This is a genomic window from Stenotrophomonas sp. YJH_SMC_54 (assembly GCF_059368435.1).
Genome location: NZ_JCAFRS010000001.1, coordinates 207189 through 226937, shown reverse-complemented (window position 1 = coordinate 226937; position 19749 = coordinate 207189). Strand labels below are relative to the sequence as shown.

General features: G+C 68.0%; 24 protein-coding genes. 14 read left to right on the top strand and 10 right to left on the bottom strand.

Annotated elements, in window-relative coordinates:
* Positions 1-52 precede the first annotated feature (52 nt).
* From AC5P5S_RS01215 to AC5P5S_RS01200, 4 genes are all read right to left on the bottom strand, one after another.
* Positions 53-661, bottom strand: coding sequence for a HutD/Ves family protein (locus AC5P5S_RS01215; protein ID WP_005412516.1), 609 nt, complete (start codon positions 659-661; stop codon positions 53-55).
* A 34-nt stretch (positions 662-695) separates the two neighbouring features.
* Positions 696-1421: a murein L,D-transpeptidase catalytic domain family protein gene (locus tag AC5P5S_RS01210; RefSeq protein WP_005408415.1), complete on the bottom strand. Its 726-nt coding sequence runs from the start codon at positions 1419-1421 to the stop codon at positions 696-698.
* A gap of 17 nt (positions 1422-1438) precedes the next feature.
* A complete protein-coding gene (locus AC5P5S_RS01205; protein ID WP_231336770.1) occupies positions 1439-2524 on the bottom strand; it encodes a L,D-transpeptidase in 1086 nt (361 codons plus the stop codon).
* 352 nt (positions 2525-2876) lie between these two features.
* The gene (locus AC5P5S_RS01200) at positions 2877-3203 is read right to left on the bottom strand and encodes a ComEA family DNA-binding protein (protein ID WP_024958219.1); all 327 of its coding nucleotides are present in this window, start codon (positions 3201-3203) and stop codon (positions 2877-2879) included.
* Between the two features lie 199 nt (positions 3204-3402).
* On the opposite strand from AC5P5S_RS01200, the gene AC5P5S_RS01195 reads away from it, so the two are divergent.
* The 4 genes from AC5P5S_RS01195 to murU all read left to right on the top strand — a co-directional run bounded on the left by AC5P5S_RS01195 (position 3403) and on the right by murU (position 7031).
* The gene (locus tag AC5P5S_RS01195; protein WP_005408412.1) at positions 3403-4896 is read left to right on the top strand and encodes a M20 family metallopeptidase; all 1494 of its coding nucleotides are present in this window, start codon (positions 3403-3405) and stop codon (positions 4894-4896) included.
* A gap of 68 nt (positions 4897-4964) precedes the next feature.
* The gene (locus tag AC5P5S_RS01190; RefSeq protein WP_005408411.1) at positions 4965-5234 is read left to right on the top strand and encodes a GlsB/YeaQ/YmgE family stress response membrane protein; all 270 of its coding nucleotides are present in this window, start codon (positions 4965-4967) and stop codon (positions 5232-5234) included.
* 64 nt (positions 5235-5298) lie between these two features.
* On the top strand, positions 5299-6324 hold the full coding sequence (locus tag AC5P5S_RS01185) for an aminoglycoside phosphotransferase family protein (protein ID WP_062606639.1): 1026 nt from the start codon (positions 5299-5301) through the stop codon (positions 6322-6324).
* Positions 6321-7031, top strand: coding sequence for an N-acetylmuramate alpha-1-phosphate uridylyltransferase MurU (murU, locus tag AC5P5S_RS01180; protein WP_005408409.1), 711 nt, complete (start codon positions 6321-6323; stop codon positions 7029-7031). The genes AC5P5S_RS01185 and murU overlap by 4 nt, the downstream gene beginning before the upstream one ends.
* A 490-nt stretch (positions 7032-7521) precedes the next feature.
* Here murU and hda read toward each other — a convergent pair whose 3' ends face one another.
* The 3 genes from hda to AC5P5S_RS01165 are packed head-to-tail and all read right to left on the bottom strand — an operon-like array spanning position 7522 to position 10534.
* On the bottom strand, positions 7522-8229 hold the full coding sequence (gene hda, locus AC5P5S_RS01175) for a DnaA regulatory inactivator Hda (RefSeq protein ID WP_062606637.1): 708 nt from the start codon (positions 8227-8229) through the stop codon (positions 7522-7524).
* Positions 8229-9398 (bottom strand): AI-2E family transporter, encoded by a 1170-nt coding sequence (locus AC5P5S_RS01170; protein ID WP_005408407.1) that lies wholly within the window; start codon positions 9396-9398, stop codon positions 8229-8231. The genes hda and AC5P5S_RS01170 overlap by 1 nt, the downstream gene beginning before the upstream one ends.
* The gene (locus AC5P5S_RS01165) at positions 9395-10534 is read right to left on the bottom strand and encodes a DUF2066 domain-containing protein (RefSeq protein WP_049403272.1); all 1140 of its coding nucleotides are present in this window, start codon (positions 10532-10534) and stop codon (positions 9395-9397) included. The genes AC5P5S_RS01170 and AC5P5S_RS01165 overlap by 4 nt, the downstream gene beginning before the upstream one ends.
* Before the next feature lie 99 nt (positions 10535-10633).
* Between AC5P5S_RS01165 and purM the strand changes: the two genes are divergently transcribed.
* From purM to AC5P5S_RS01130, 7 genes are all read left to right on the top strand, one after another.
* Complete coding sequence (purM, locus tag AC5P5S_RS01160; protein WP_033835549.1) at positions 10634-11692, top strand: phosphoribosylformylglycinamidine cyclo-ligase; 1059 nt, start codon at positions 10634-10636, stop codon at positions 11690-11692.
* A 23-nt stretch (positions 11693-11715) separates the two neighbouring features.
* Positions 11716-12204, top strand: a complete 489-nt coding sequence (locus AC5P5S_RS01155) for a hypothetical protein (protein ID WP_005408404.1) — start codon at positions 11716-11718, stop codon at positions 12202-12204.
* Positions 12201-12623, top strand: coding sequence for a hypothetical protein (locus AC5P5S_RS01150; RefSeq protein WP_005412507.1), 423 nt, complete (start codon positions 12201-12203; stop codon positions 12621-12623). Before AC5P5S_RS01155 ends, AC5P5S_RS01150 begins: the two co-directional genes overlap by 4 nt.
* Positions 12624-12664: 41 nt before the next feature.
* On the top strand, positions 12665-13327 hold the full coding sequence (locus tag AC5P5S_RS01145; RefSeq protein WP_049397533.1) for a DUF2238 domain-containing protein: 663 nt from the start codon (positions 12665-12667) through the stop codon (positions 13325-13327).
* Positions 13324-13983 (top strand): phosphoribosylglycinamide formyltransferase, encoded by a 660-nt coding sequence (gene purN, locus AC5P5S_RS01140; protein ID WP_062606635.1) that lies wholly within the window; start codon positions 13324-13326, stop codon positions 13981-13983. Before AC5P5S_RS01145 ends, purN begins: the two co-directional genes overlap by 4 nt.
* 67 nt (positions 13984-14050) lie before the next feature.
* Complete coding sequence (locus tag AC5P5S_RS01135; protein ID WP_005412504.1) at positions 14051-14872, top strand: DUF3108 domain-containing protein; 822 nt, start codon at positions 14051-14053, stop codon at positions 14870-14872.
* A gap of 2 nt (positions 14873-14874) precedes the next feature.
* Positions 14875-15558 carry a DUF3108 domain-containing protein gene (locus AC5P5S_RS01130; protein WP_062606633.1) on the top strand — a complete coding sequence of 228 codons (684 nt, stop codon included), beginning with the start codon at positions 14875-14877 and terminating at the stop codon, positions 15556-15558.
* Positions 15559-15646: 88 nt separating this feature from the next.
* On the opposite strand, the gene AC5P5S_RS01125 is transcribed toward AC5P5S_RS01130, so the two are convergent.
* The 3 genes from AC5P5S_RS01125 to AC5P5S_RS01115 are packed head-to-tail and all read right to left on the bottom strand — an operon-like array spanning position 15647 to position 17484.
* Entirely contained in the window at positions 15647-15964 is a 318-nt protein-coding gene (locus tag AC5P5S_RS01125) for a hypothetical protein (protein ID WP_005408398.1), read from the bottom strand.
* Positions 15961-17232: a UDP-N-acetylglucosamine 1-carboxyvinyltransferase gene (gene murA, locus AC5P5S_RS01120; RefSeq protein WP_005412503.1), complete on the bottom strand. Its 1272-nt coding sequence runs from the start codon at positions 17230-17232 to the stop codon at positions 15961-15963. Before murA ends, AC5P5S_RS01125 begins: the two co-directional genes overlap by 4 nt.
* A 21-nt stretch (positions 17233-17253) precedes the next feature.
* Positions 17254-17484: a BolA family protein gene (locus AC5P5S_RS01115; RefSeq protein ID WP_005408396.1), complete on the bottom strand. Its 231-nt coding sequence runs from the start codon at positions 17482-17484 to the stop codon at positions 17254-17256.
* Positions 17485-17538: 54 nt separating this feature from the next.
* Between AC5P5S_RS01115 and AC5P5S_RS01110 the strand changes: the two genes are divergently transcribed.
* The 3 genes from AC5P5S_RS01110 to lptC all read left to right on the top strand — a co-directional run bounded on the left by AC5P5S_RS01110 (position 17539) and on the right by lptC (position 19727).
* Positions 17539-18540 (top strand): KpsF/GutQ family sugar-phosphate isomerase, encoded by a 1002-nt coding sequence (locus tag AC5P5S_RS01110; protein ID WP_012479347.1) that lies wholly within the window; start codon positions 17539-17541, stop codon positions 18538-18540.
* A gap of 66 nt (positions 18541-18606) precedes the next feature.
* Complete coding sequence (locus AC5P5S_RS01105) at positions 18607-19155, top strand: KdsC family phosphatase (RefSeq protein ID WP_005408394.1); 549 nt, start codon at positions 18607-18609, stop codon at positions 19153-19155.
* Complete coding sequence (gene lptC, locus AC5P5S_RS01100; protein WP_062606630.1) at positions 19152-19727, top strand: LPS export ABC transporter periplasmic protein LptC; 576 nt, start codon at positions 19152-19154, stop codon at positions 19725-19727. Before AC5P5S_RS01105 ends, lptC begins: the two co-directional genes overlap by 4 nt.
* Positions 19728-19749: the final 22 nt, after the last annotated feature.

Sequence of the window (19749 nt, the reverse complement as noted above, 5' to 3'; positions counted from 1 at the left end):
CACAGCTGTAGATCCACGCCATGCGTGGATGGCGCCCACCGGCGCCCAGGAATCATCCCGCTGCTGCACTGACCCGTATCGCCAGCAACTCGCCACCGCCCTGCAACGCGTGCCGCTGACGTTCGCCGGCCGCCAACCATGCGGTATCGCCCGCCTGCAACGCCGGCAGCCCGCTGTCGGCACCAAACTCCGCCTGACCGGCCAGCAGATGCAGCGCCCAGGCCACGCCCGGTTCGCAGAAGAAGAACATCGCGCCCACCAGCGGCCGGTGCAGCAGTTCGGCCTGCAGCAGCTCGCGCTTCCACATGAGGTTGAAGTCGTGGGTGGTGCCATCGACCAGTTCCCCGTGCAGTGTCTCCTCACCAGCAAACCGCACTCGTCCGTGTGGCGGCAGCACTTCCGCCACGCGTCCATCGTCGAAGCGCAGGCGCACGCCATTGCCCTGCAGCAACACCAGTTCGCGCTCCACGCCGGGGAAGGCAGAGAACGCGGCATCCTGTTCGATTTCGGCCACCGACAGGCGCAGCGCCCAGTCATCGCCCTGCGCGGGCAGGCGCAGGATCTCGCGGGTCCAGCCCAGGCCGTTGCGCCAACGTTCGCGGCGGTAGTCCAGGCTGGAGATCACCTGGCTCGGAGTGTGCAGCAGGGAGTCGATGTTCATCGGCGCATTGCATCATGCCGCGCGCCGTCGTGCATCACCGCGTGGCGAGCGTGCCCTGGCCACCGCACCCGCCGGCCAGCAGCTGCGAGTGCTTCAGCCAATCCTGGTCGGGGTAGTAAGCGAACACCATCGTGCCGCCACGCAACGCATCGATCAGCGGCCTGGCCACCGACAGGCGCACCGCCGGGCAACCCAGGCTGCGGCCCAGCCGCCCCTGCAGCTGCGCGGCAGCCGGATTCACGTATGGCGCACCATGGATGACGATGGCTCGGTCACGCGCGCGGTCGTTGAAGCCCGGTTCCAGCCCGGCCAGGCGCAGCGAATATCCATTGCCCCCCATGTAGGTCTCCTGCGCGGTGAACGCGCCGAGGCTGGACATGAAACTGCCATCGCGGTTGGAGAAGTGCTCGGTGCGGTTCTCGCCACTGTTGCGGCCATGCGCCACCCACTCCTCGAACAGCAGGCGCTGGTGGGCCAGGTCGAACACCCACAGGCGCGGCTCGGTGGACGGGCGCGAATAGTCGATCACGCTGAGGCGATCACCATTGATGCCCAGTTCCGGCCGCTGCAGCGCACAGCGCATGGCGTGCGCCGCCAACTGCAACACGTGGCGGTCGGCCTTGGGCGCACTGCGCGACAGCAGGGCAGCCAGATCATCGGCGCTGGTGGCAAGGGCGGGCGTCTGTGCCAGCGCCGGGGCGCTGGCCGAGGTCGCCAGCAGGCCGAACGCGGCCAGCCGGCACAGGCGGGATGCAGTCATGGGCACAACGAGGGCACTCAGTTGCTCTTGAGGGTGGACCCTGGCGGCTCGGATTCCAAGACCGGCTGCATTCCGGATTCAGCCGGGCTTGGGCGGACCGCCGGCAGCGAGGTCACCAGCAGGGTCGTGCCCGGCACCAGCACCTGGTACAGCTGGCGGGCGAAATCGGCCGGCAGCGCCATCGGCAGCGAGGGCGTGGCCAGCAGGTCCGGCGTGGCCTGGGCACGGTCCTGGCCCAGCAACGGGTAGGCCGTCCACTGGTGCAGACGCTGGTTCACGTCCAGCGGGCTGGGGGTGTCGCTGTAACCCTGCCCCATCACGAACAGCGTGGTGCCCTGGAACGCCGGCAGGGCGTCAGCCTTCAGCGGCGACTCGCCGATCATCACGCCATCGCGCAGCACGTACAGGCGCTGGTCGTGCAGGCTGACCAGGATGCCGACCTGCCCGGCCGGCGCCGCGCTGTCGTCCCACCAAGCCTGTGCCGGGGCTCCGCCCTCGGCCTCCGGCAGCGCCTGGCCACGCGCGTTCACCGGCGCCAGCACCGACGGATAGGCCAGGGTCATCGGTGAGCTCTTGGCATCGGCCACGACCACGGTATCGCCGCGCTGGGTTTCGCTGAACAGCTTCTGCGCGAAGGCCTGCGGCAGGCGCACGCAGCCGTGCGAGGCGGGATGCCCGGGCAGGCTGCCGCCATGCAGGGCGATGCCGTCCCAGGTCAGCCGCTGCATGTACGGCATCGGCGCGCTGTTGTAGAGGTTGGACCTGTGGTCCTTGTCCTTCTGCAGGATGGTAAACACGCCGGTTGGCGTCTCGTGCCCGGCCTTGCCCGAGCTGATCGTGGTCAGGCCGATGGCAATGCCGTTGCGGTAGACGTAGGCGCGCTGCTCATCGAGGCTGACCACTAGCACGATCGGACCGGTCGGCGAGATTTCCGGATGCCAGAGGTATTCGCCCGGCTTGAGGTCGGTCGGCCCGCGCACTTCAGCGCTGCTGGCTGCGGCAGCCGTGGGCTTGCCAGCCGCTGTCGGCGCAGCGGCATGGGCCAGCAGCGGCAGGGCCAGTGCAAGGGCGAGCATCAGGGTGGTGGGGCGGAGCGGGAGCATCCAGCGGGGGTCCTTTCCATGCGGTGCGGCCACCGTACACCATCGGCCCGTGGTGGCCGCGGCAAAACCAGGCGCCGGAAATGAAACTGCCCGGCGACACAGCCATGTGTCGTACCGGGCAATCGTTACGTCCTTGTCGGCCTGCTGCCGCCCCCTCGCATCCTGCGCTGTGGGGGTAGCGTTGCATCCTGCACGCGGCCGCGTCTGTCCTGTTTGTATCTCAGCCCCTTCCACAGGTCTGTGATGCCACCATCCTGGTGATTGGTGCCGCGTCCTGCGGCGGTCGGTGGTCACGGCCGTCCTGTCCGTGACCGCTGAACCAGCTTCCTGCCGGTTCCGACGATTCCTGCTATCAGCGCCTCGGTACGGTTCGCACCGGTACCGATCCGGGTACCGGATCCGCCGGCAACAACCTGTTGCCTACGGTGATCCGCTGTCGATTCCGCTCGACGATTGCTTTCCCTATCCCCTTCACCTGCGTCAGGTCCTCGACGCGATGAAACGGGCCGTGTCTGCGCCGGTGCTCGACGATCGCCTCGGCCTTGGCGGCTCCGACCATCGTCAATCCCTGCTGCAGCGCCTGGGCATCGGCGCGGTTGATGTCGATCGGTTCGGCGGCATGCGCCCCAGCGATCCCCATGACCAGCACCAGTGCCCTCAACACGACAAACCAAGGCACAACGTGTATCTCCTTGTGATTCTGGCCGCCCCGACCGGCAATCCCGTCGGTAGGAACAGTGTCCGTCACCACATGCACACAGCCTATCGGTTTCCCGGATTTCCGTAAGCCAGCCAAATACCCGACGTGATGTAGGAAAAACCCTACCCGTGGCACAGGCGTAGAATGGCCGGATCAGCCCATGCAACCGGAGTTTCAGATGGACAGCGCCAAGCTCGGCCAATTCGTCAATGACAAGTGGGACAGCGAGATCGTCCCGCAGTTGGTCGACTACATCCGCATTCCCAACAAGTCGCCGATGTTCGACGCCAATTGGGTGCAGAACGGCTACATGGAACAGGCGGTCACGCTGATGGAGAACTGGGCCAGGGCCCAGCAGCTGCCCGGCCTGAAGGTTGAAGTGGTGCGCCTGGAAGGCCGTACCCCGCTGATCTTCCTGGAAATTCCGGCCACCGGCGCCGAGACCGGCGACGACACCATCCTGCTCTACGGCCACCTGGACAAGCAGCCGGAAATGACCGGCTGGGACGACGACCTCGGCCCGTGGACCCCGGTCCTGCGCGGCGACAAGCTGTATGGCCGCGGCGGCGCCGATGACGGCTACGCCATCTTCGGCTCGCTGGCCGCCGTGCTGGCGTTGCAGGCCCAAGGCCTGCCGCACGCCCGCTGCGTGGTGCTGATCGAAGCCTGTGAAGAGTCGGGCAGCTACGACCTGCCAGCCTATGTCGACCACCTCGCCGACCGCATCGGCAAGCCGTCGCTGGTGGTCTGCCTGGATTCGGGCTGCGCCAACTACGACCAGTTGTGGTGCACCACCTCGCTGCGCGGCCTGACCGGCGGCAATTTCACCGTGAAGGTGCTCAACGAAGGCGTGCATTCCGGCGATGCCTCCGGCGTGATCCCGTCCAGCTTCCGCCTGCTGCGCCAGATCCTTTCGCGCATCGAGGACCAGGAGACCGGCCGCATCCTGATCGACGGCATGAACGTCGAGATCCCGGCCGAACGCCTGGAACAGGCCAAGCGCGCCGCCGAAGTGGTGGATACCGAGATCTTCGAGAAGTTCCCGATGGTCGACGGCCTGCGCCCGATGAACGAGGACCTCACCGAGCTGGTGCTCAACCGCACCTGGCGCCCGGCGCTGTCGGTCACCGGCGTCGGTGGCATGCCGCCGCTGGAATCGGCCGGCAACGTGCTGCGCCCACAGACCTCGGTGAAGCTGTCGCTGCGCCTGCCGCCGACGGCCGATGGCAAGACCTGCGGCGAGCTGCTGAAGGAAGCGCTGCTGCGCGACCCGCCGAACGGCGCGCAGGTCACCCTGGACCTGGAAAAGGCCTCCACCGGCTGGAACGCCCCGGCCATGGCGCCGTGGCTGACCCAGGCCATCGACGACGCCAGCCAGGCCTTCTTCGGCAAGCCGGCGATGTACATGGGCGAAGGCGGCTCGATCCCGTTCATGGGCATGCTGGGCGAGAAGTTCCCGGGCGCGCAGTTCATGATCACCGGTGTGCTCGGCCCGCACTCCAATGCGCACGGCCCGAACGAGTTCCTGCACATCCCGATGGGCAAGAAGGTCACCGCCTGCGTGTCCAAGGTGATCAGCGAGCACTACGCGGCCAGCCTGCGCGGCGAGACCAGCGGTTCGCCGGTGGCTGCCGACAGCGGCACCCGCCACGGCGACCACGGCTGCTGCTGATCCGGCACCCGTGACGGACGCAGCCTGGCCTTGCTAGGCTGCGTCCACCCTTGGCGGAAATCGCGCGCATGAATGGTCTGTTCGGCAGCAGCAGCTGGCTCTACATCATCCTGGTCGGCTTCTTCGTCGGCCTGCTCGGGCGTTTCTTCATGCCCGGCAACAACCGCATGGGCTGCCTGCTGACCATCGTGCTGGGCATCCTTGGCGCCCTGGTGGCCGGCTGGTTCGGCCAGTACATGGGCTGGTACGCCCCCGGTGAGCCGGCCGGTTTCCTCGGTGCGGTAGTGGGTGCGGTGGCCGTGCTGGCCGTGCTGCGCCTGTTCAGCGGCCGTCGCTGACCCCGTCCCTCCTTCCCTTCCTGTTCCCGACGTTGGCGCGCCCGGCGCGCCCGGATATGCCTGCATGACCGAACCCGCCTCCGATCCCCAGCGCAGCGCGCAGCGCCTGCAGTGGGCCCGTACCCAGCTCGATGATGCCAGCGCGGTGGTCGAACGCGCCTCGGTCGATGCCGGCATGCGCAGCTACTGGCGTACCACCAGCACCGGTGGCAGCCACATCGTGATGGATGCACCGCCGGGACTGGAAGATCCGCGGCCGTGGCTGCGCATGCGCGGCCTGCTGCACGACAACGGCCTGCGCGTGCCCGCGCTGCTGGCGCAGGATCTGGATGCCGGCTTCCTGCTGCTGGAAGATCTCGGCGGCCCGACCCTGGCCAGGATCCTCGACGAGCGCAATGCCGATGAATGGTTCGGTCGTTCGATCGAACAGCTGCTGCGCCTGCAGGCGATCCCGGTGCCGGCCGACTTCGGCCAGTTCGGCGAGGCGCTGCTGCAGCGCGATGCCGGCCTGTTCGATGAATGGTTCCTGCAGCGCCACCTGAACCTGGAGCTGGACTGCGGCGAGATCGAAGGGCTGCAGCTGGTACACCGCCGCTTGATGGACAACGCGCTGGGCCAGGCCCAGCTGATGACCCACCGCGATTACATGCCGCGCAATCTGATGCCGGTCGAAAATGGTCCCGCAGTGCTGGATTTCCAGGACCTGGTGCGCGGCCCGATCGCCTACGACGCGATGAGCCTGTTCAAGGACGCGTTCCTTAGCTGGCCGCTGGAGCGTGTGGACGAGTGGCTGGCGCAGTATCACGAGCGCGCCCGCGACGCCGGTCTGCCGGTGCCCGACCGCGCCACCTTCCTGCGCGATGCCGACTGGATGGGCATCCAGCGCCACGTGAAGATCCTGGGCCTGTTCTGCCGGCTGCGTTACCGCGACAACAAGGGCCATTACCTCGACGACGCACCGCGCTTCATCACCTATCTGGATGAAGTACTGCCGCGCTATCGGGAACTGGCACCGCTGCAGCAGCTGCTGGACGAGCGCATCAAGCCGGCGCTGGCCGAGCTGGGTGCACCGATGCGCGTGGCCCGATGAAGGCGCTGGTCTTTGCCGCCGGCCTCGGCGAGCGCATGCGCCCGCTGACCCTGCACACGCCCAAGCCGCTGCTGGAAGTGGCTGGCAAGCCGTTGATCGTCTGGCACCTGGAACGCCTGGCCGCACTCGGCGTGCGCGAGGTGGTGGTCAACACCGCATGGCTGGCCGAACAGTTCCCGGCGACGCTGGGCGATGGCAGCCAATGGGGCCTGCACCTGCATTTCCTGTACGAAGGAGCGACCCCGCTGGAGACCGGCGGTGGCATCCTCAACGCCCTGCCGGTGCTGGGCGATGCCCCGTTCCTGGTGGTGAACGGCGACATCTGGACCGATTTCGATTTCGCCACGCTGCCGCGCGAGCCGCGGGGCCAGGCGCACCTGGTGCTGGTCGACAATCCGGTTCAGCACGCGGACGGTGACTACCGCCTCGATACGCAGGGGGTGCTGCACCACGATCGCGAAGGACCGTGCCTGACCTATGCCGGCATCGGCGTGTACCGTCCTTCGATCGTGGCCGACTGGCGCACGGTGATCGGCGAGGCGCCGGGCAGCGAGCGGCTGCCGCCGAAGTTCTCGGTGGTGCCGCTGCAGAAGCATTTCATGGCGCAGGGGTTGATGACGGGACAGCACCATCGGGGGCGCTGGACCGATGTCGGCACCGTGGATCGGCTTCGTGCGCTGGATGCTGAGTTGGCGGCGAACGGCTGAGCCCCTCGTGGCTGGTCGCTCAAATCAACAGCTGTGCTTGGCCGGGCGGTGTGGGTTCGCGGGGGACGCCGTGGACCCGTCCCTGGGGGCTTGGCCGCGGCATCCATGCCGCGGACACCCCCGCGAACCCACCCCGCCCGGCCTCTGACAGTTTCCGTGGGCGTCCAGCCACGGAAAAGAAAAAAGAAAAGCAAAAGCGGGTCGCTTCGCTGCGCTTGCTCTGGTGACGACCAAGGTCGACACCCAACAACAGCAGTCAGCAGTCAGCAGTGCAGTACGCAGTCCCGGCAGATCGCGGCCAACTGTCGAAGGCGGGGTGGATCCGGTTGCGGGGGCGTGAGCCGCATGGATGCGGCGACCGAGCTTACATGGACGTACTTGCAGCGTCCCCCGCAACCGGATCCACCCCGCCATCCCCACGGATAGCCAGCTTTTGACGTTGACGTTGCTTCTGCGGGTGCAGGGCGCAGCCCTGCAAACAAACCCACCCTCAGTAGCGGGGCCGGCCTTCTTCCAGCACCTGGCGCAGGAACGGCACGGTGATCCGCCGCTTCGCCGCCAGCGACTCGCGGTCCAGCCAGTCCAGCAGCGTGATCAACCCACCCAGCTCGCGCCCGGTGTGCGACAGCAGCCACTCGATGGATGCCTCGTCGATCGCCAGCCCACGCCGCAGCGCGCGCTCGCGCAGCACCGCTGCCCGCCCCTCCTCATCCAGCGGCTGCAGCAGCACGCGCACGCACTGGCCCAGCCGTGAACGCAGATCCGGCAGCACCAGGCCCAGCACTTCCGGCGCCTTCTGCGCCGTGTACAGCACGGTCACGCCTGCAGCGCGCGCGCGGTTGTGGAAATCGAACAGCGCGATCTCGTCGTCGCGGTTGCCGGCAACCTCGTCCAGGCCGTCCAGCGCCACCAGCTCGCGCGCTTCCAGCCCATCCAGCGCCGCACGCACGCGGCCGGCCGCACTGGCCAGCGGCACATAGGTCGGCAGGCGCCCTGCCTGCTCGGCGCTGGAACACATCGCCAGCGCCTGGTGGGTCTTGCCCGTGCCCGCCGCACCTTCCAGGTAGACCCAATCGTGGCTGGCACCCACCGCGATCGCGCGCAGCTGCGCCAGCGCGCCATCCGGCGCGCCGATGAAGGTCTCCAGGCGCTGGTCCCGCGGGTAATGCAGGGCCAGCGGCAGTTGCGGCACACCCATCACTTCAGGTCGGGGCCTTTTTCGTTCGGAACGATGATATGGGGCGCATCGACCACGCCGTCAAGCACGATTGCCGGCTTCTCGCCCACGTACAGCTCGCTCTGGCGGTAACGCTGGTGCGCGTAGCGCAGCAGCACGTTGGTCACCGCCGCCACCGGCAGCGCCAGCAGCATGCCGAGGAAGCCGAACAGCTGGCCGCCGGCCATCACCGCGAAGATCACCGCCACCGGGTGCAGGCCGATCTTGTCGCCGACGATGCGTGGGGTCAGTACGTAGCTCTCCAGCAGCTGGCCCACGGTGAACACCACGCCGACCAGGATCAGCAGCTTCAGGTCGAAGCCCTGTGCCTGCACCAGCGCGGCGATCACCGCCATCAGCACGCCGGTGGTCGCGCCCAGGTACGGGATGAAACTGATCAGACCGGCAATCAGGCCGATCAGCAGGCCCAGCTTGAGGCCGACCAGCGACAGGCCGCCGGCATAGATCACGCCCAGTGCCAGCATCACCAGGAACTGGCCGCGGATGAACGCACCCAGCACCTCGTTGGACTCACGCGCCAACGCGCTGATGGTGCCAATGTGGTTGCGCGGAATCACCGACGCCACGCGCTCAACCAGCTTGTCCCAATCACGCAGGAAGTAGAACGCCAGGATCGGCAGCAACAGGATGTTGACCACCCAGGTCACCATCGCGAAGCCGGAGCGCGAGACGTAGCCCATGAACGTGGTGGCGAAGCCGCCGGCCTGCTGCCAGTGGCTGCGCACCCATTCGATCAGGCGGTCCGGGTCCAGCCACTGCATCACTTCCAGGCCGGTCTTCTGCTCGAACCAGGGAATCCCCTTCTCCATCAGCCACGCCTGTGCCTGCGGGGCAACCGCGATCAGGGTGGTGATCTGGCGCTCGATCATCGGTACCAGCACCAGCAGCAGCGCCACGATCACCAGCACCATCGCCGCAAACACCAGCACTACGCCGGTCATGCGCGAGCGGCCGGTGGCCTCGATGCGGTCCACCAGCGGGTCACCCAGCCAGGCCAGCGCCAGCGCCAGCACGAACGGGGTCAGGATCGGCGCCAGCAGCCACACCACCCAGCCGATCAGGCCGGCGAACAGGATGTATTTCAGGCGGCGCAGGAACTGCGCGATTTCCGCTTCCGGGGTCAGAGTCATCGCAGGCGGTACTCGTTGCTGACCGGGGCGGCCACCGGGGTACCGGTGGTGTCGTCGATCGGAGCGGGCAGGGCCGGCAGCGGAGCGCTCGGCACCAGCACGCCGTTGTCGCCCAGCATGCGGTTGAAGCCGGCCAGGCCGGTGGTCATCTCCAGGTTCAGCTCCAGCTGGCCAGCCGAGGCATGCAGGGGGGTGACATTGCGCACCACCGGCACCTCGCGCAGGCCGGCGGCCAGACGCAGGTAGTCGTCGGCGCTGTTGATGCCGGTGACCACCACACGGTAGGTCCCGGCCTGACCGACGGCGGCGCCGGCCTTGGCATAGCGTTTGACCAGCGCATCGGCGGCGCCGTCGGCACCGGCCGCCATCGCGCGCATGGCGTTGGCGTCCTTGCTGGTCCACTTGTTCAGTTCACGGCCGTTGTCGACGAACACCCAGTCCGCCTGCCAGCCGCCATTGGCGCGGTACAACTTGCCGATCAGCTGCATCGGCGGCGAGTAGCGCGAGGAGGCACGGGCCACGGCGGCACTGTCCTGGCGCCAGATCGCACCCGCCAGCGCCTGTTCGGCGGCGCCACCACTGGGCAGACCCAGCTTGTAGCCCCGCTCGATGGCGCGGTTCAGCAACGGCCGGGCGGCGTTGGCCTGCTGCACGCTGACCAGGCGCGGGCCACTGCCATCGTCGACAGCCAGCCACAGCACCGGCTTCGGTCGCGGCTGCGGCCACAGCGGCAGGCCCAGCGCCGACACCAGCGAGTCGACATCATCCTCGCGGAAGCGGGCCACCAGCAGGGTACGGAAGCTGGGGGCGCCACTGGCGCCCACGCTCTGGTCCTGCTTGTAGTCGTAGCTGGCCACGTAGTCCTTGGCGTTGCGCAGCGCCTGCACCACGCCGGGGCGGGACATCACGCTGCGGTCGCCGGACAGCTTGCCCAGTACCACGCTCAGGGCGCGGGCCAGGGCGCCGTTGCGATCGGCCTCGGCTTGGCTGTTGACGGGCACTTCGGCCTCGTACGCGCCACTGGCGGTGGCGACATCACCCTCGGTGCGAAGGCCGCTCTGGGCCATCGTGGCCACCGGCAGGCTCAGCGCAAGGAGCAGGGTCAGAATCAGGCTGCGGCGCATCAGGACATCCATTGGCTCGACGTATCCGGGGGAATTGTTGCCCGAATACGGCCTTTGCGCCAATGCGGCCTGTTAAAATCGCCCGTTCAACCCCTGCCAGCGCCGACGCCCGTGACCAACACCCCGTCTTCCGCCCCCTCCCCCCTCACCTATCGTGACGCGGGGGTCGACATCGACGCCGGCAATGCGCTGGTCGAGCGGATCAAGCCCCTGGTCAAGCGCAGCTTCCGCCCGGAAGTGATGGGCGGCCTGGGTGGCTTCGGTGCCCTGTTCGACCTGTCCAACAAGTACCGCGAGCCGGTGCTGGTGTCGGGTACCGACGGCGTGGGCACCAAGCTGAAGCTGGCCCACCAGCTGAACCGCCACGATACGATCGGCATCGACCTGGTCGCCATGTGCGTGAACGACGTGCTGGTGCAGGGCGCCGAACCGCTGTTCTTCCTGGACTACTTCGCCACCGGCAAGCTGGACATCGACACCGCCGCAGCGGTCGTGGGCGGCATCGCCAACGGCTGCACCGAGGCCGGCTGTGCGCTGATCGGCGGCGAAACCGCTGAAATGCCCGACATGTACGCCCCCGGCGAATACGACCTGGCCGGCTTCACGGTCGCCGCGGTGGAGAAGAGCGAGCTGAAGGACGGCGCCAGCGTGGCCGCCGGCGACGTGCTGATCGGCATCGCCTCCTCCGGCCCGCACTCCAACGGCTACTCGCTGGTGCGCCGCATCTACGACCGCGCCGGTCGCCCGGCCGATCTGGAGCTGGAAGGCGGCGTGAAGCTGGTCGATGCGCTGATGGCACCGACCCGCCTCTATGTGAAGCCGATCCTGTCGCTGCTGAAGTCGCACGGCGAGGCCATCCATGGCATGGCCCACATCACCGGCGGCGGCCTGACCGAGAACATCATCCGCGTAGTGCCCGACGGCCTCGGCCTGGACATCCAGGCGTCGTCATGGGCCCTGCCGCCGGTGTTCCGGTGGCTGCAGAAGGAAGGCGCGGTGGCCGACAGCGAGATGTGGCGCACCTTCAACTGCGGCATCGGCTTCGTGCTGATCGTCGCAGCGGACCAGGTGGCTGCCGTTTCCGATGCAGTCAAGGCGCAGGGCCTGGAGCACTGGACCATCGGCCAGGTGGTCACCGCCGAAGGCGCCGAACGCGTCCACATCGGCTGACGCCGGCAACCCAGGAGCCCCGCATGGACGCAACGCCCCCTTTGTCGCCCGCCCCCGTGCCGCCGCCGCTGGCGACGGTACCGCCGTTCAGCGCGCAGGATGCCGACCACCTGCGCATGCTGGCCATCGCACACTACGTGGTCGGTGGCCTGATCGTGCTGTTCTCGCTGATCTTCATCCTGCACATCGTGATCGGCATCGCCGCGTTGACCGGCAGCCTGCCGATGAAGTCCGGCGGCGAGCCCTCCTCGCTGGAGGAACAGCGCCTGATGGGCTGGGTGTTCACCGTTCTCGGCTGCGTCGTCGTGTTCGGTGGCATCACGCTGGGCGCGTTCGTGGCCTATGCCGGCCGCTGCCTGTCCCGCCGCCGTCGCCATCTGCTGTGCCTGATCGCGGCTGGCCTGGCTTGCCTGTTCACGCCGGTCGGCACGGTGCTGGGGGTGTTCAGCCTGATCACCCTGCTGCGCCCGCAGGTCAAGGCCGCCTTCGACCTTCCCGCCGCGACCGCATGACCGCCTCCGGCAATCCACCGCCGCTGCCGCATCAGACCCTGGCGCAGCTGCAGCTGACCAGCCATCTGCAGACACTGAGAGTGCTGTTCTACGCCCTGGCCGGTTTCCACTGGGTCGCCGCGGTGGCGTTCCTCGGCCTCAGCGGCTGGGTGGCCCAGTCGCGCGGGTTGGAGGATGCCTGGATGCTGACCACGGTCTATGCGTCCATCGCCGTGCTGGCCGCCGTGCTGGGGTTCGTGCAGCTGCACACCGCGCGCCAGCTGTCACATCGCACCGGGCTGGCCTGGTGCCAGCGCGCGGCGTGGCTGGGCGTGCTGGCTGGACCACTGGGCATGGCGTTGGCCGCCTATGCCTGGGTGTTCCTGTCCAAGCCGGAAATGGCTGCGCTGTTCGACCGCGGTGATCACCTCAGTGCCTGAACCTGCCGGCAGACGCCCCGTCCTCATCTGATCGATTTCCCATGTCCGCGCCTGCCCTCCCGACGTCTGATTCGCCCACCACCCGCCGCTTCCCGGTCCCGAAGAAGTGGGCTTTCGCCGCCGTACTGGCGGTCTTCGCGATCAGCTGGATCCACCCGCTGTGGCCCATCGAGCAGGCCCTGCACAGCACGCTGACCGTGGTCGGTCTGGCCGCCCTGCTGTGGGTTGACCGCCGCGGCGGCTGGCTGGGCAACGGCGCCTTCATCGCCATCTGCGGCTTCATCGCCCTGCACTGCGTGGCGGCGCGCTGGCTGTATTCCAACGTGCCCTACGACGCCTGGGCGCAGATGCTGACCGGCTGGTCGCCGAATGCGGCCTTCGGCTGGCAGCGCAACCATTTCGACCGCCTCATCCACTTCCTGTTCGGCGTCTGCTTCACCCCCGCACTGCTGCAGCTGGCCCGTCATGCGTGGCCGGCGCTGCGCCTGGGCCAGGCCTTCACCCTGGCGGTGATGACGGTGATGTGTGCCAGCCTGGTCTACGAATGGTTCGAATGGGCCATCGCGCTGGCGCTGTCGCCGGATGCCGCCGAAGCCTACAACGGCCAGCAGGGTGACATGTGGGATGCGCATGCCGACATGCTGATGGCGACCGTCGGCAGCCTGCTGACCTGGCCTCTGATCCGCCGGAGTTCCCTGCAATGACCGCCCCAACCCGCATCGCCGTGCTCGCCTCGGGCCGCGGCAGCAACCTGCAGGCCATCCTCGACGCGATCGGCAGCGGCCGCCTGTCGGCCGAGGTGGTCGGCGTGTTCTCCGACCGCCCCGCCGCAGAGGCCCTGCTGCGTGTCGATGCCGGCCTGCGCTGGGCGCATGCACCGAAGGAATTCAGCGACCGCGCCAGCTACGAGCAGGCGCTCGGCAATGCGCTTGCCGCGGTACAGCCGGACTGGATCGTCTGTGCCGGCTACATGCGCATCCTTGGTCCGGCCTTCGTGCAGCGTTTCGATGGCCGCCTGGTCAACATCCACCCGTCGCTGCTGCCGCTGCACAAGGGCCTGGACACCCACGCGCGGGCGCTGCAGGCCGGTGACGCCGAGCATGGCGCCAGCGTGCACCTGGTGGTCCCCGAACTGGATGCCGGCGCGGTGCTGGCGCAGGCCCGCGTGCCGGTGCGGCCCGGCGATGACGCGCAGGCGCTGGCCGCACGCGTGCTTGCGGTGGAGCATCCGCTGCTGATCGCCACACTGCAGCTGCTGTGCGAGGGCCGCCTGGCTGAACGGGAGGGTCAGCCCTGGCTGGACGGTCACCCCCTGTTTAGCCCCTTGGCCCTAGATTCCGCCGGAAACCTGAACCGGTAACGCTCTTGCACACGCCCCGCTGACTGCGGGGCTGGCATCCTGCCCCCTCCCGCGGTTCCTGTCCTCCATGAAGACCACGACGCTGCTGTCCACTTCACTGCTGTTGTCGCTTGCCGTGCTTCCCGCTGTGGGCTGGGGCCAGGCGCAGCCGCCTGCGGCTTCCCCGCCGCCCACACCCGCTGCGCTGCCACCGAACGAGCCCAGTGTGCCGCTGTTGCCGGCACTGGCCTGGGAGCCGCCGCCGCTGCAGCCGTTCACCGCCACCTACCAGGCCTTCTACAAGGGCAAGGAAGCGGGTGATGCCAGCATGCAGGTCACCCACACCGGCGGCAGCCAGTGGCGCGTGGATATGCAGGTGGTCGGCCGCCGCGGCTTTGCCAGCGTGCTCGGCCTGAACATCGAGCAGAGCACGGTGTTCGAGGAGCGCAGTGGCGTCTACGCACCGCTCAGCCAGAGCACGGTGCGCAAGGGCCTGTTCCTGGGCAAGAAGGCCGTGGGCACTTACAACTGGCAGGCCGGCACCGCGCAATGGACCGGCGACGTCAAGAAGGAGCGCGCGCAGCCGATTCCGCTGCGGGCCGGCGACCAGAGCGCGCTGCTGATCAACCTGGCGATCATGCGCGATGCGCGTCCGGGCGCCACCATGCATTACCGCTACGTGGACATGGGCAAGGTCCGCGAACACGACTACCAGGCCGCGCCGCAGACCGAGAACGTCGAGGTCGGCGACCTGTCCTACAACGCGCTGCGGGTCTACCGGACCAACGGTGGCAGAAACGAAACCATTCTCTGGATCGCCAACGGTGTTCCCACCCCGGTGCGCATCCTGCAACGCGAAGACGGCGAAGACCGCGTCGACCTGCGCCTGATCGAATACCAAGGAGTCTGAGCATGAATACCCTGACCCGCCCCCTCACCTGGATCGCAGCCGCTGCCCTGACCGTGGCCAGCCTGCCGGCCATGGCGCTGGAACCGTTCAAGGCGGATTACCTGGCCAGCTACATGGGCATGCAGGCAAACGGCACCATGACCCTGGCCAGCGAAGGCAGCAACAAATGGCGCTACAGCCTGCAGGTGAAGAACCAGCTGGCCGACCTCAGCCAGAGCACGGTGTTCGAGGAAGTGCGTGGCCAGCTGCGCCCGCTCAGCAGCCAGGACCGTTCGGCACTGCTGGTGAAGAAGCGCAACGTGCAGGCCAACTACAACTGGACCAGCAACCAGGCCACCTGGACCGGCGACATCAAGCCGGACCGTGCGGGCCCCATCGCGCTGAAAGCAGGCGACATGGACGCGCTGCTGATCAACCTGGCGATCGCCCGTGACCTGGCCGCCGGCAAGCCGCTGACCTATCGCATGGTGGACGAAGGCCGGATCAAGAACATGACCTACCGCGTGATCGGCAAGGAATCGATCACCGTGGCCGGCAAGAGTTACGAGGCCACCAAGGTCTCGCGCGACGATGGCAACAAGGAGCTGATCGCCTGGATCGTGCCGGACTTCCCGGTGCCGGCGCGCATGCTGCAGCGTGAGAGCGGCCGCGATGCGCTGGACCTGACCATCAAGGCGATGAACTGAGTGCCGGGGTCGGAGCCCTTTCCGATGGAAAGGGACCCGACCCCGGGCCCCGCGAAAAGAAAACGCCCGCTTTCGCGGGCGTTTTTTCTTACTTCTTTTCCTCGGCCGCCGCCGGCTTGAACTCGGTGCGGCAGTCCACGCGGATCTGCTCGCCGGTGCTGCGCCAGACAAAGGTGCGGCAATGACGGTTGCCGTCCTGGCTGTCGTTCACCGCGACCGCATAGAACGACTCGATGATCTCGTCACGCGTGACCGTGCCGTCGCCGTTCCAGTCCATGTCCTTCTGCTCGATGCCCTGGGTGATCGCGATGTTGGCGTACCAGGCATAGCCCAGCCACGCCAGCACGATCAGCACCAGGGCCAGCAGCGCCTTGCGACGCGGGCTGAACTTGCCGCGCAGGATCATGGCACGCGCCGGATGGTGGCGCCGAGCGAAGACAGCTTCTCTTCGATGTTCTCGTAGCCACGATCAAGGTGGTAGATGCGGTCGATGGTGGTATCGCCGCTGGCCATCAGGCCGGCCAGGATCAGCGAGGCTGACGCACGCAGGTCGGTCGCCATCACCGGTGCGCCGCTCAGGTGCTCGCTGCCACGCACGATGGCGGTGTGGCCTTCAACCTGGATGTCCGCGCCCAGGCGCAGCAGTTCGTTGACGTGCATGAAACGGTTCTCGAAGATCGTTTCGTTGATCACGCCCACGCCATCGGCCACGCAGTTGAGCGCCATGAACTGCGCCTGCATGTCGGTCGGGAATGCCGGGTACGGCGCGGTGGTCAGGTTGACCGCCTTCGGACGCCTGCCCTGCATGTCCAGGGTGATGCTGTCGTCGGTGGTCTCGATCTTCGCACCGGCCTCGACCAGCTTGGACAGCACCGCGTCCATGGTGTTCGGGCGCGCACGGTTGACCGTGACCTTGCCACCGGTCATCGCTGCGGCCACCAGGAAGGTGCCGGTCTCGATGCGGTCGGGCAGCACTTCGTGGCGGCCACCGGACAGGCGCTCGACGCCCTCGATCACCAGGCGGGCGGTGCCCAGGCCTTCGATCTTCGCGCCCAGCGCGATCAGGCAGTGCGCCAGGTCGGTCACTTCCGGTTCCATCGCGCAGTTGTCGAGGACGGTGGTCCCTTCAGCCAGCACCGCGCCCATCAGCACGTTCTCGGTGCCGGTGACGCTGACCATGTCGAAGGTGAAGTGCCCCCCCTTCAGGCGCTTGGCGCTGGCCTTGATGAAGCCGTTCTCGACCACGATCTCGGCGCCCAGCGCCTGCAGGCCCTTGATGTGCTGGTCGACCGGTCGCGAGCCGATCGCGCAGCCGCCCGGCAGCGACACTTCGGCGGCGCCGAAGCGGGCCAGCAGCGGGCCCAGCACCAGGATCGAGGCGCGCATGGTCTTGACCAGCTCATACGGTGCGACGTGCTGGTTGACCGGACGCGGGTCGACCACGATCGCGCTGCCGCGCGACAGCGTGCCCTGGTCGATGGTGACCTTGGCGCCCAGCTCGCCGAGCAGCTTCACCGTGGTGACCACGTCGTGCAGGTGCGGCACGTTGGTGATCTCCACCGGCGCATCGGCCAGCAGGGTCGCGCAGAGAATGGGGAGGACGGCGTTCTTGGCGCCGGAGATGCTCACTTCACCGTGCAGCGCAGCGCCGCCGGTCACAACGATCTTGGCCATGTATTCGGGATCTTCTGCGGTTCAGCCGGCTTCGGCCGGGGTCACGGTTTTCAGCGCCAGCGCGTGGATCGCGCCGCCCATCAGGTCACCCAGGGTGGCATACACCATGCGGTGGCGGGCCAGCGGCATCTTGCCGGCGAAGGCCTCGCAGACCACGGTCGCTTCGAAATGCACGCCATCGTCGCCCTGCACGTCGGCGCGGGCGCCAGGCAGGCCGGTTTCGATCAGATTGCGGATGGTGTCGGCGTCCAACGGGCTTTCCTAATAAAATGTGGGTCCATTCTACTTCCGCTGCGTGGCGTCCGCATGGCCGAATCCCTGTTGCCCCCCCGTTCCGTCGACCCTGCCGGCCTGGTTGCCAGTGGCCGCCGCGTGTTCGAGATCGAGCGGCAGGCCCTGGATGCCGTGGCCGACCGCCTCGGCGAGGCCTTCCAGCAGGCCTGCCAGGCGATCCTGGCCAGCCGCGGTCGGGTGGTTGCCACCGGCATGGGCAAGTCCGGGCATATCGCGCGCAAGATCGCCGCCACCCTGGCCTCTACCGGTACGCCGGCGTTCTACGTGCACCCCGGTGAAGCCGGCCACGGCGACCTGGGCATGATCACCGAGGACGACGTCGTGCTGGCCCTGTCCTACTCGGGCGAATCGGACGAGGTGCTGATGCTGCTGCCGGTGCTCAAGCGCCAGGGCAACCTGCTGATCTCCATGACCGGCCGCCCGCAGTCCAGCCTGGCCGCCGCCGCCGACATCCATCTGGATGTGAGCGTGCCGGCCGAGGCCTGCCCGCTGGCGCTGGCACCCACTTCCAGCACCACCGCCTCGCTGGCGATGGGCGATGCACTGGCCGTGGCCCTGCTCGATGCACGTGGCTTCACCGCCGATGACTTCGCCCGCTCGCACCCGGCCGGCAGCCTCGGCCGTCGCCTGCTGCTGCACATCACCGACGTCATGCACACCGGCGACGACCTGCCCAGCGTGGGCGCCGACGCCAGCCTCAGCGAGGCGCTGGTGGAAATGAGCCGCAAGCGGCTGGGCATGACCGCCGTGGTTGACGCCGACGGCGTGCTGATCGGGCTGTTCACCGACGGCGACCTGCGCCGTGCGCTGGACAGCGCGCTGGATGTGCGCACGGCGAAGATCGCCGACGTGATGACCCGCAACCCGCGCACCATCGGCGCCGACCAGCTGGCGGTCGAGGCCGCCCGCCTGATGGAGACCCACAAGATCACCGGCCTGATCGTGGTTGATGGCCAGGGCCGCGCGGTTGGCGCGCTGAACATTCATGACCTGTTGCGGGCCCGGGTGGTTTAACCGACAGTCCGTAGACCCCATTCAGTCTGTAACGCCGCACCCGCCCATAACGAGCCTGCCGCCCTGATGCCCTGGTCCCCCCTGCCCGCCTTCCCCGCCCACCTGCATGCCGCTGCGGCCCAGATCCGCCTGGCCTGCTTCGACGTGGACGGCACCCTCACCGACGGTCGGCTGTACTACGACAAGGACGGCAACGAGAGCAAAGCGTACTTCGTGCAGGATGGCCTGGGCCTGAAACTGCTGCAGCAGCACGGTATCCACCCCGTGCTGATCACCGCGCGCAACAGCCAGTCCGCGCTCAAGCGCGGCGCCGACCTCGGCATCGACACCCAGATCGCCGTGGGCGACAAGCTGGCCAGCGTGCAGGCGCTGTGTGCGCAGCACGGGATCGGCCTGGAACAGGTGGCGTTCATGGGCGATGACCTGCCCGATCTGGCGCCGCTGGGTGCGGTCGGCCTTGCGGTGGCCCCGGCCAATGCCCATCCGTGGATCGCCGAACGCGTGCATTGGCAGACCCGCGCCGAGGGTGGCCGTGGCGCCGCGCGCGAGCTGTGCGACATCCTGCTGGCCGCCCAGGGCCGCGCGGATGCGGTGCTGGCGAGGTTTGGCGCATGAACCTGCCCACCTTGAATTGGCGCACCGCGCTCGGCATCAGCCTGCTGCTGGCCGCGCTGCTGAGCAGCTGGGCGGCGCTGCGCAACCGCGACAAGGGTCCAGCCACGGGGGGCCAGGAAATCGGCGTGGATTACATCCTGCATGACTTCCAGATCGTTGCCCTGGATGAGCACGGCAAGGAATCGACCACCCTGCGCGCACCGCGGCTGGAGCGCCAGCGCGGCGACCAGACCATCAACATCGCCACCCCGCTGTTTGAGATGCCGGACAAGGATGGCAAGCACTGGACGCTGCGTGCCGAGACCGGCTGGCTCAGCGCCAAGGGCGACGAGATGAAGCTGCGCGGCAAGGTTGCCGGCGACAGCCCGGCGGGCCCGGGTGTGGTGCCGACCACCTTCCGCACCGACCACCTGGACGTGTTCCCGAAGGAGAACCGCGCCCGTACCGACGCCCTGGTGACAATGACCCGCCCGGGCATGGAACAGTCCGGCGTCGGCTTCGAAGTGGATTCGAAGAACAACACGTATCATTTCCTCAGCCAGTCCAAGGGCCGTTACACGCCCAAACGCTGATTCCGCCGCCAGCCCGCGACGT

Excerpts from the sequence above, each read along its gene's own strand:
- AC5P5S_RS01185 (WP_062606639.1), top strand. The coding sequence starts at position 5,299 with ATGACCGAACCCGCCTCCGATCCCCAGCGCAGCGCGCAGCGCCTGCAG.
- AC5P5S_RS01110 (WP_012479347.1), top strand. The coding sequence starts at position 17,539 with ATGGCCGAATCCCTGTTGCCCCCCCGTTCCGTCGACCCTGCCGGCCTG.
- purN (WP_062606635.1), top strand. The coding sequence starts at position 13,324 with ATGACCGCCCCAACCCGCATCGCCGTGCTCGCCTCGGGCCGCGGCAGC.
- murU (WP_005408409.1), top strand. The coding sequence starts at position 6,321 with ATGAAGGCGCTGGTCTTTGCCGCCGGCCTCGGCGAGCGCATGCGCCCG.
- AC5P5S_RS01155 (WP_005408404.1), top strand. The coding sequence starts at position 11,716 with ATGGACGCAACGCCCCCTTTGTCGCCCGCCCCCGTGCCGCCGCCGCTG.
- AC5P5S_RS01195 (WP_005408412.1), top strand. The coding sequence starts at position 3,403 with ATGGACAGCGCCAAGCTCGGCCAATTCGTCAATGACAAGTGGGACAGC.
- AC5P5S_RS01215 (WP_005412516.1), bottom strand. The coding sequence starts at position 661 with ATGAACATCGACTCCCTGCTGCACACTCCGAGCCAGGTGATCTCCAGC.
- lptC (WP_062606630.1), top strand. The coding sequence starts at position 19,152 with ATGAACCTGCCCACCTTGAATTGGCGCACCGCGCTCGGCATCAGCCTG.
- AC5P5S_RS01165 (WP_049403272.1), bottom strand. The coding sequence starts at position 10,534 with ATGGATGTCCTGATGCGCCGCAGCCTGATTCTGACCCTGCTCCTTGCG.
- AC5P5S_RS01145 (WP_049397533.1), top strand. The coding sequence starts at position 12,665 with ATGTCCGCGCCTGCCCTCCCGACGTCTGATTCGCCCACCACCCGCCGC.
- AC5P5S_RS01135 (WP_005412504.1), top strand. The coding sequence starts at position 14,051 with ATGAAGACCACGACGCTGCTGTCCACTTCACTGCTGTTGTCGCTTGCC.
- hda (WP_062606637.1), bottom strand. The coding sequence starts at position 8,229 with ATGGGTGTGCCGCAACTGCCGCTGGCCCTGCATTACCCGCGGGACCAG.
- murA (WP_005412503.1), bottom strand. The coding sequence starts at position 17,232 with ATGGCCAAGATCGTTGTGACCGGCGGCGCTGCGCTGCACGGTGAAGTG.
- AC5P5S_RS01150 (WP_005412507.1), top strand. The coding sequence starts at position 12,201 with ATGACCGCCTCCGGCAATCCACCGCCGCTGCCGCATCAGACCCTGGCG.
- AC5P5S_RS01105 (WP_005408394.1), top strand. The coding sequence starts at position 18,607 with ATGCCCTGGTCCCCCCTGCCCGCCTTCCCCGCCCACCTGCATGCCGCT.
- AC5P5S_RS01190 (WP_005408411.1), top strand. The coding sequence starts at position 4,965 with ATGAATGGTCTGTTCGGCAGCAGCAGCTGGCTCTACATCATCCTGGTC.
- AC5P5S_RS01125 (WP_005408398.1), bottom strand. The coding sequence starts at position 15,964 with ATGATCCTGCGCGGCAAGTTCAGCCCGCGTCGCAAGGCGCTGCTGGCC.
- AC5P5S_RS01205 (WP_231336770.1), bottom strand. The coding sequence starts at position 2,524 with ATGCTCCCGCTCCGCCCCACCACCCTGATGCTCGCCCTTGCACTGGCC.
- AC5P5S_RS01130 (WP_062606633.1), top strand. The coding sequence starts at position 14,875 with ATGAATACCCTGACCCGCCCCCTCACCTGGATCGCAGCCGCTGCCCTG.
- AC5P5S_RS01170 (WP_005408407.1), bottom strand. The coding sequence starts at position 9,398 with ATGACTCTGACCCCGGAAGCGGAAATCGCGCAGTTCCTGCGCCGCCTG.
- AC5P5S_RS01210 (WP_005408415.1), bottom strand. The coding sequence starts at position 1,421 with ATGACTGCATCCCGCCTGTGCCGGCTGGCCGCGTTCGGCCTGCTGGCG.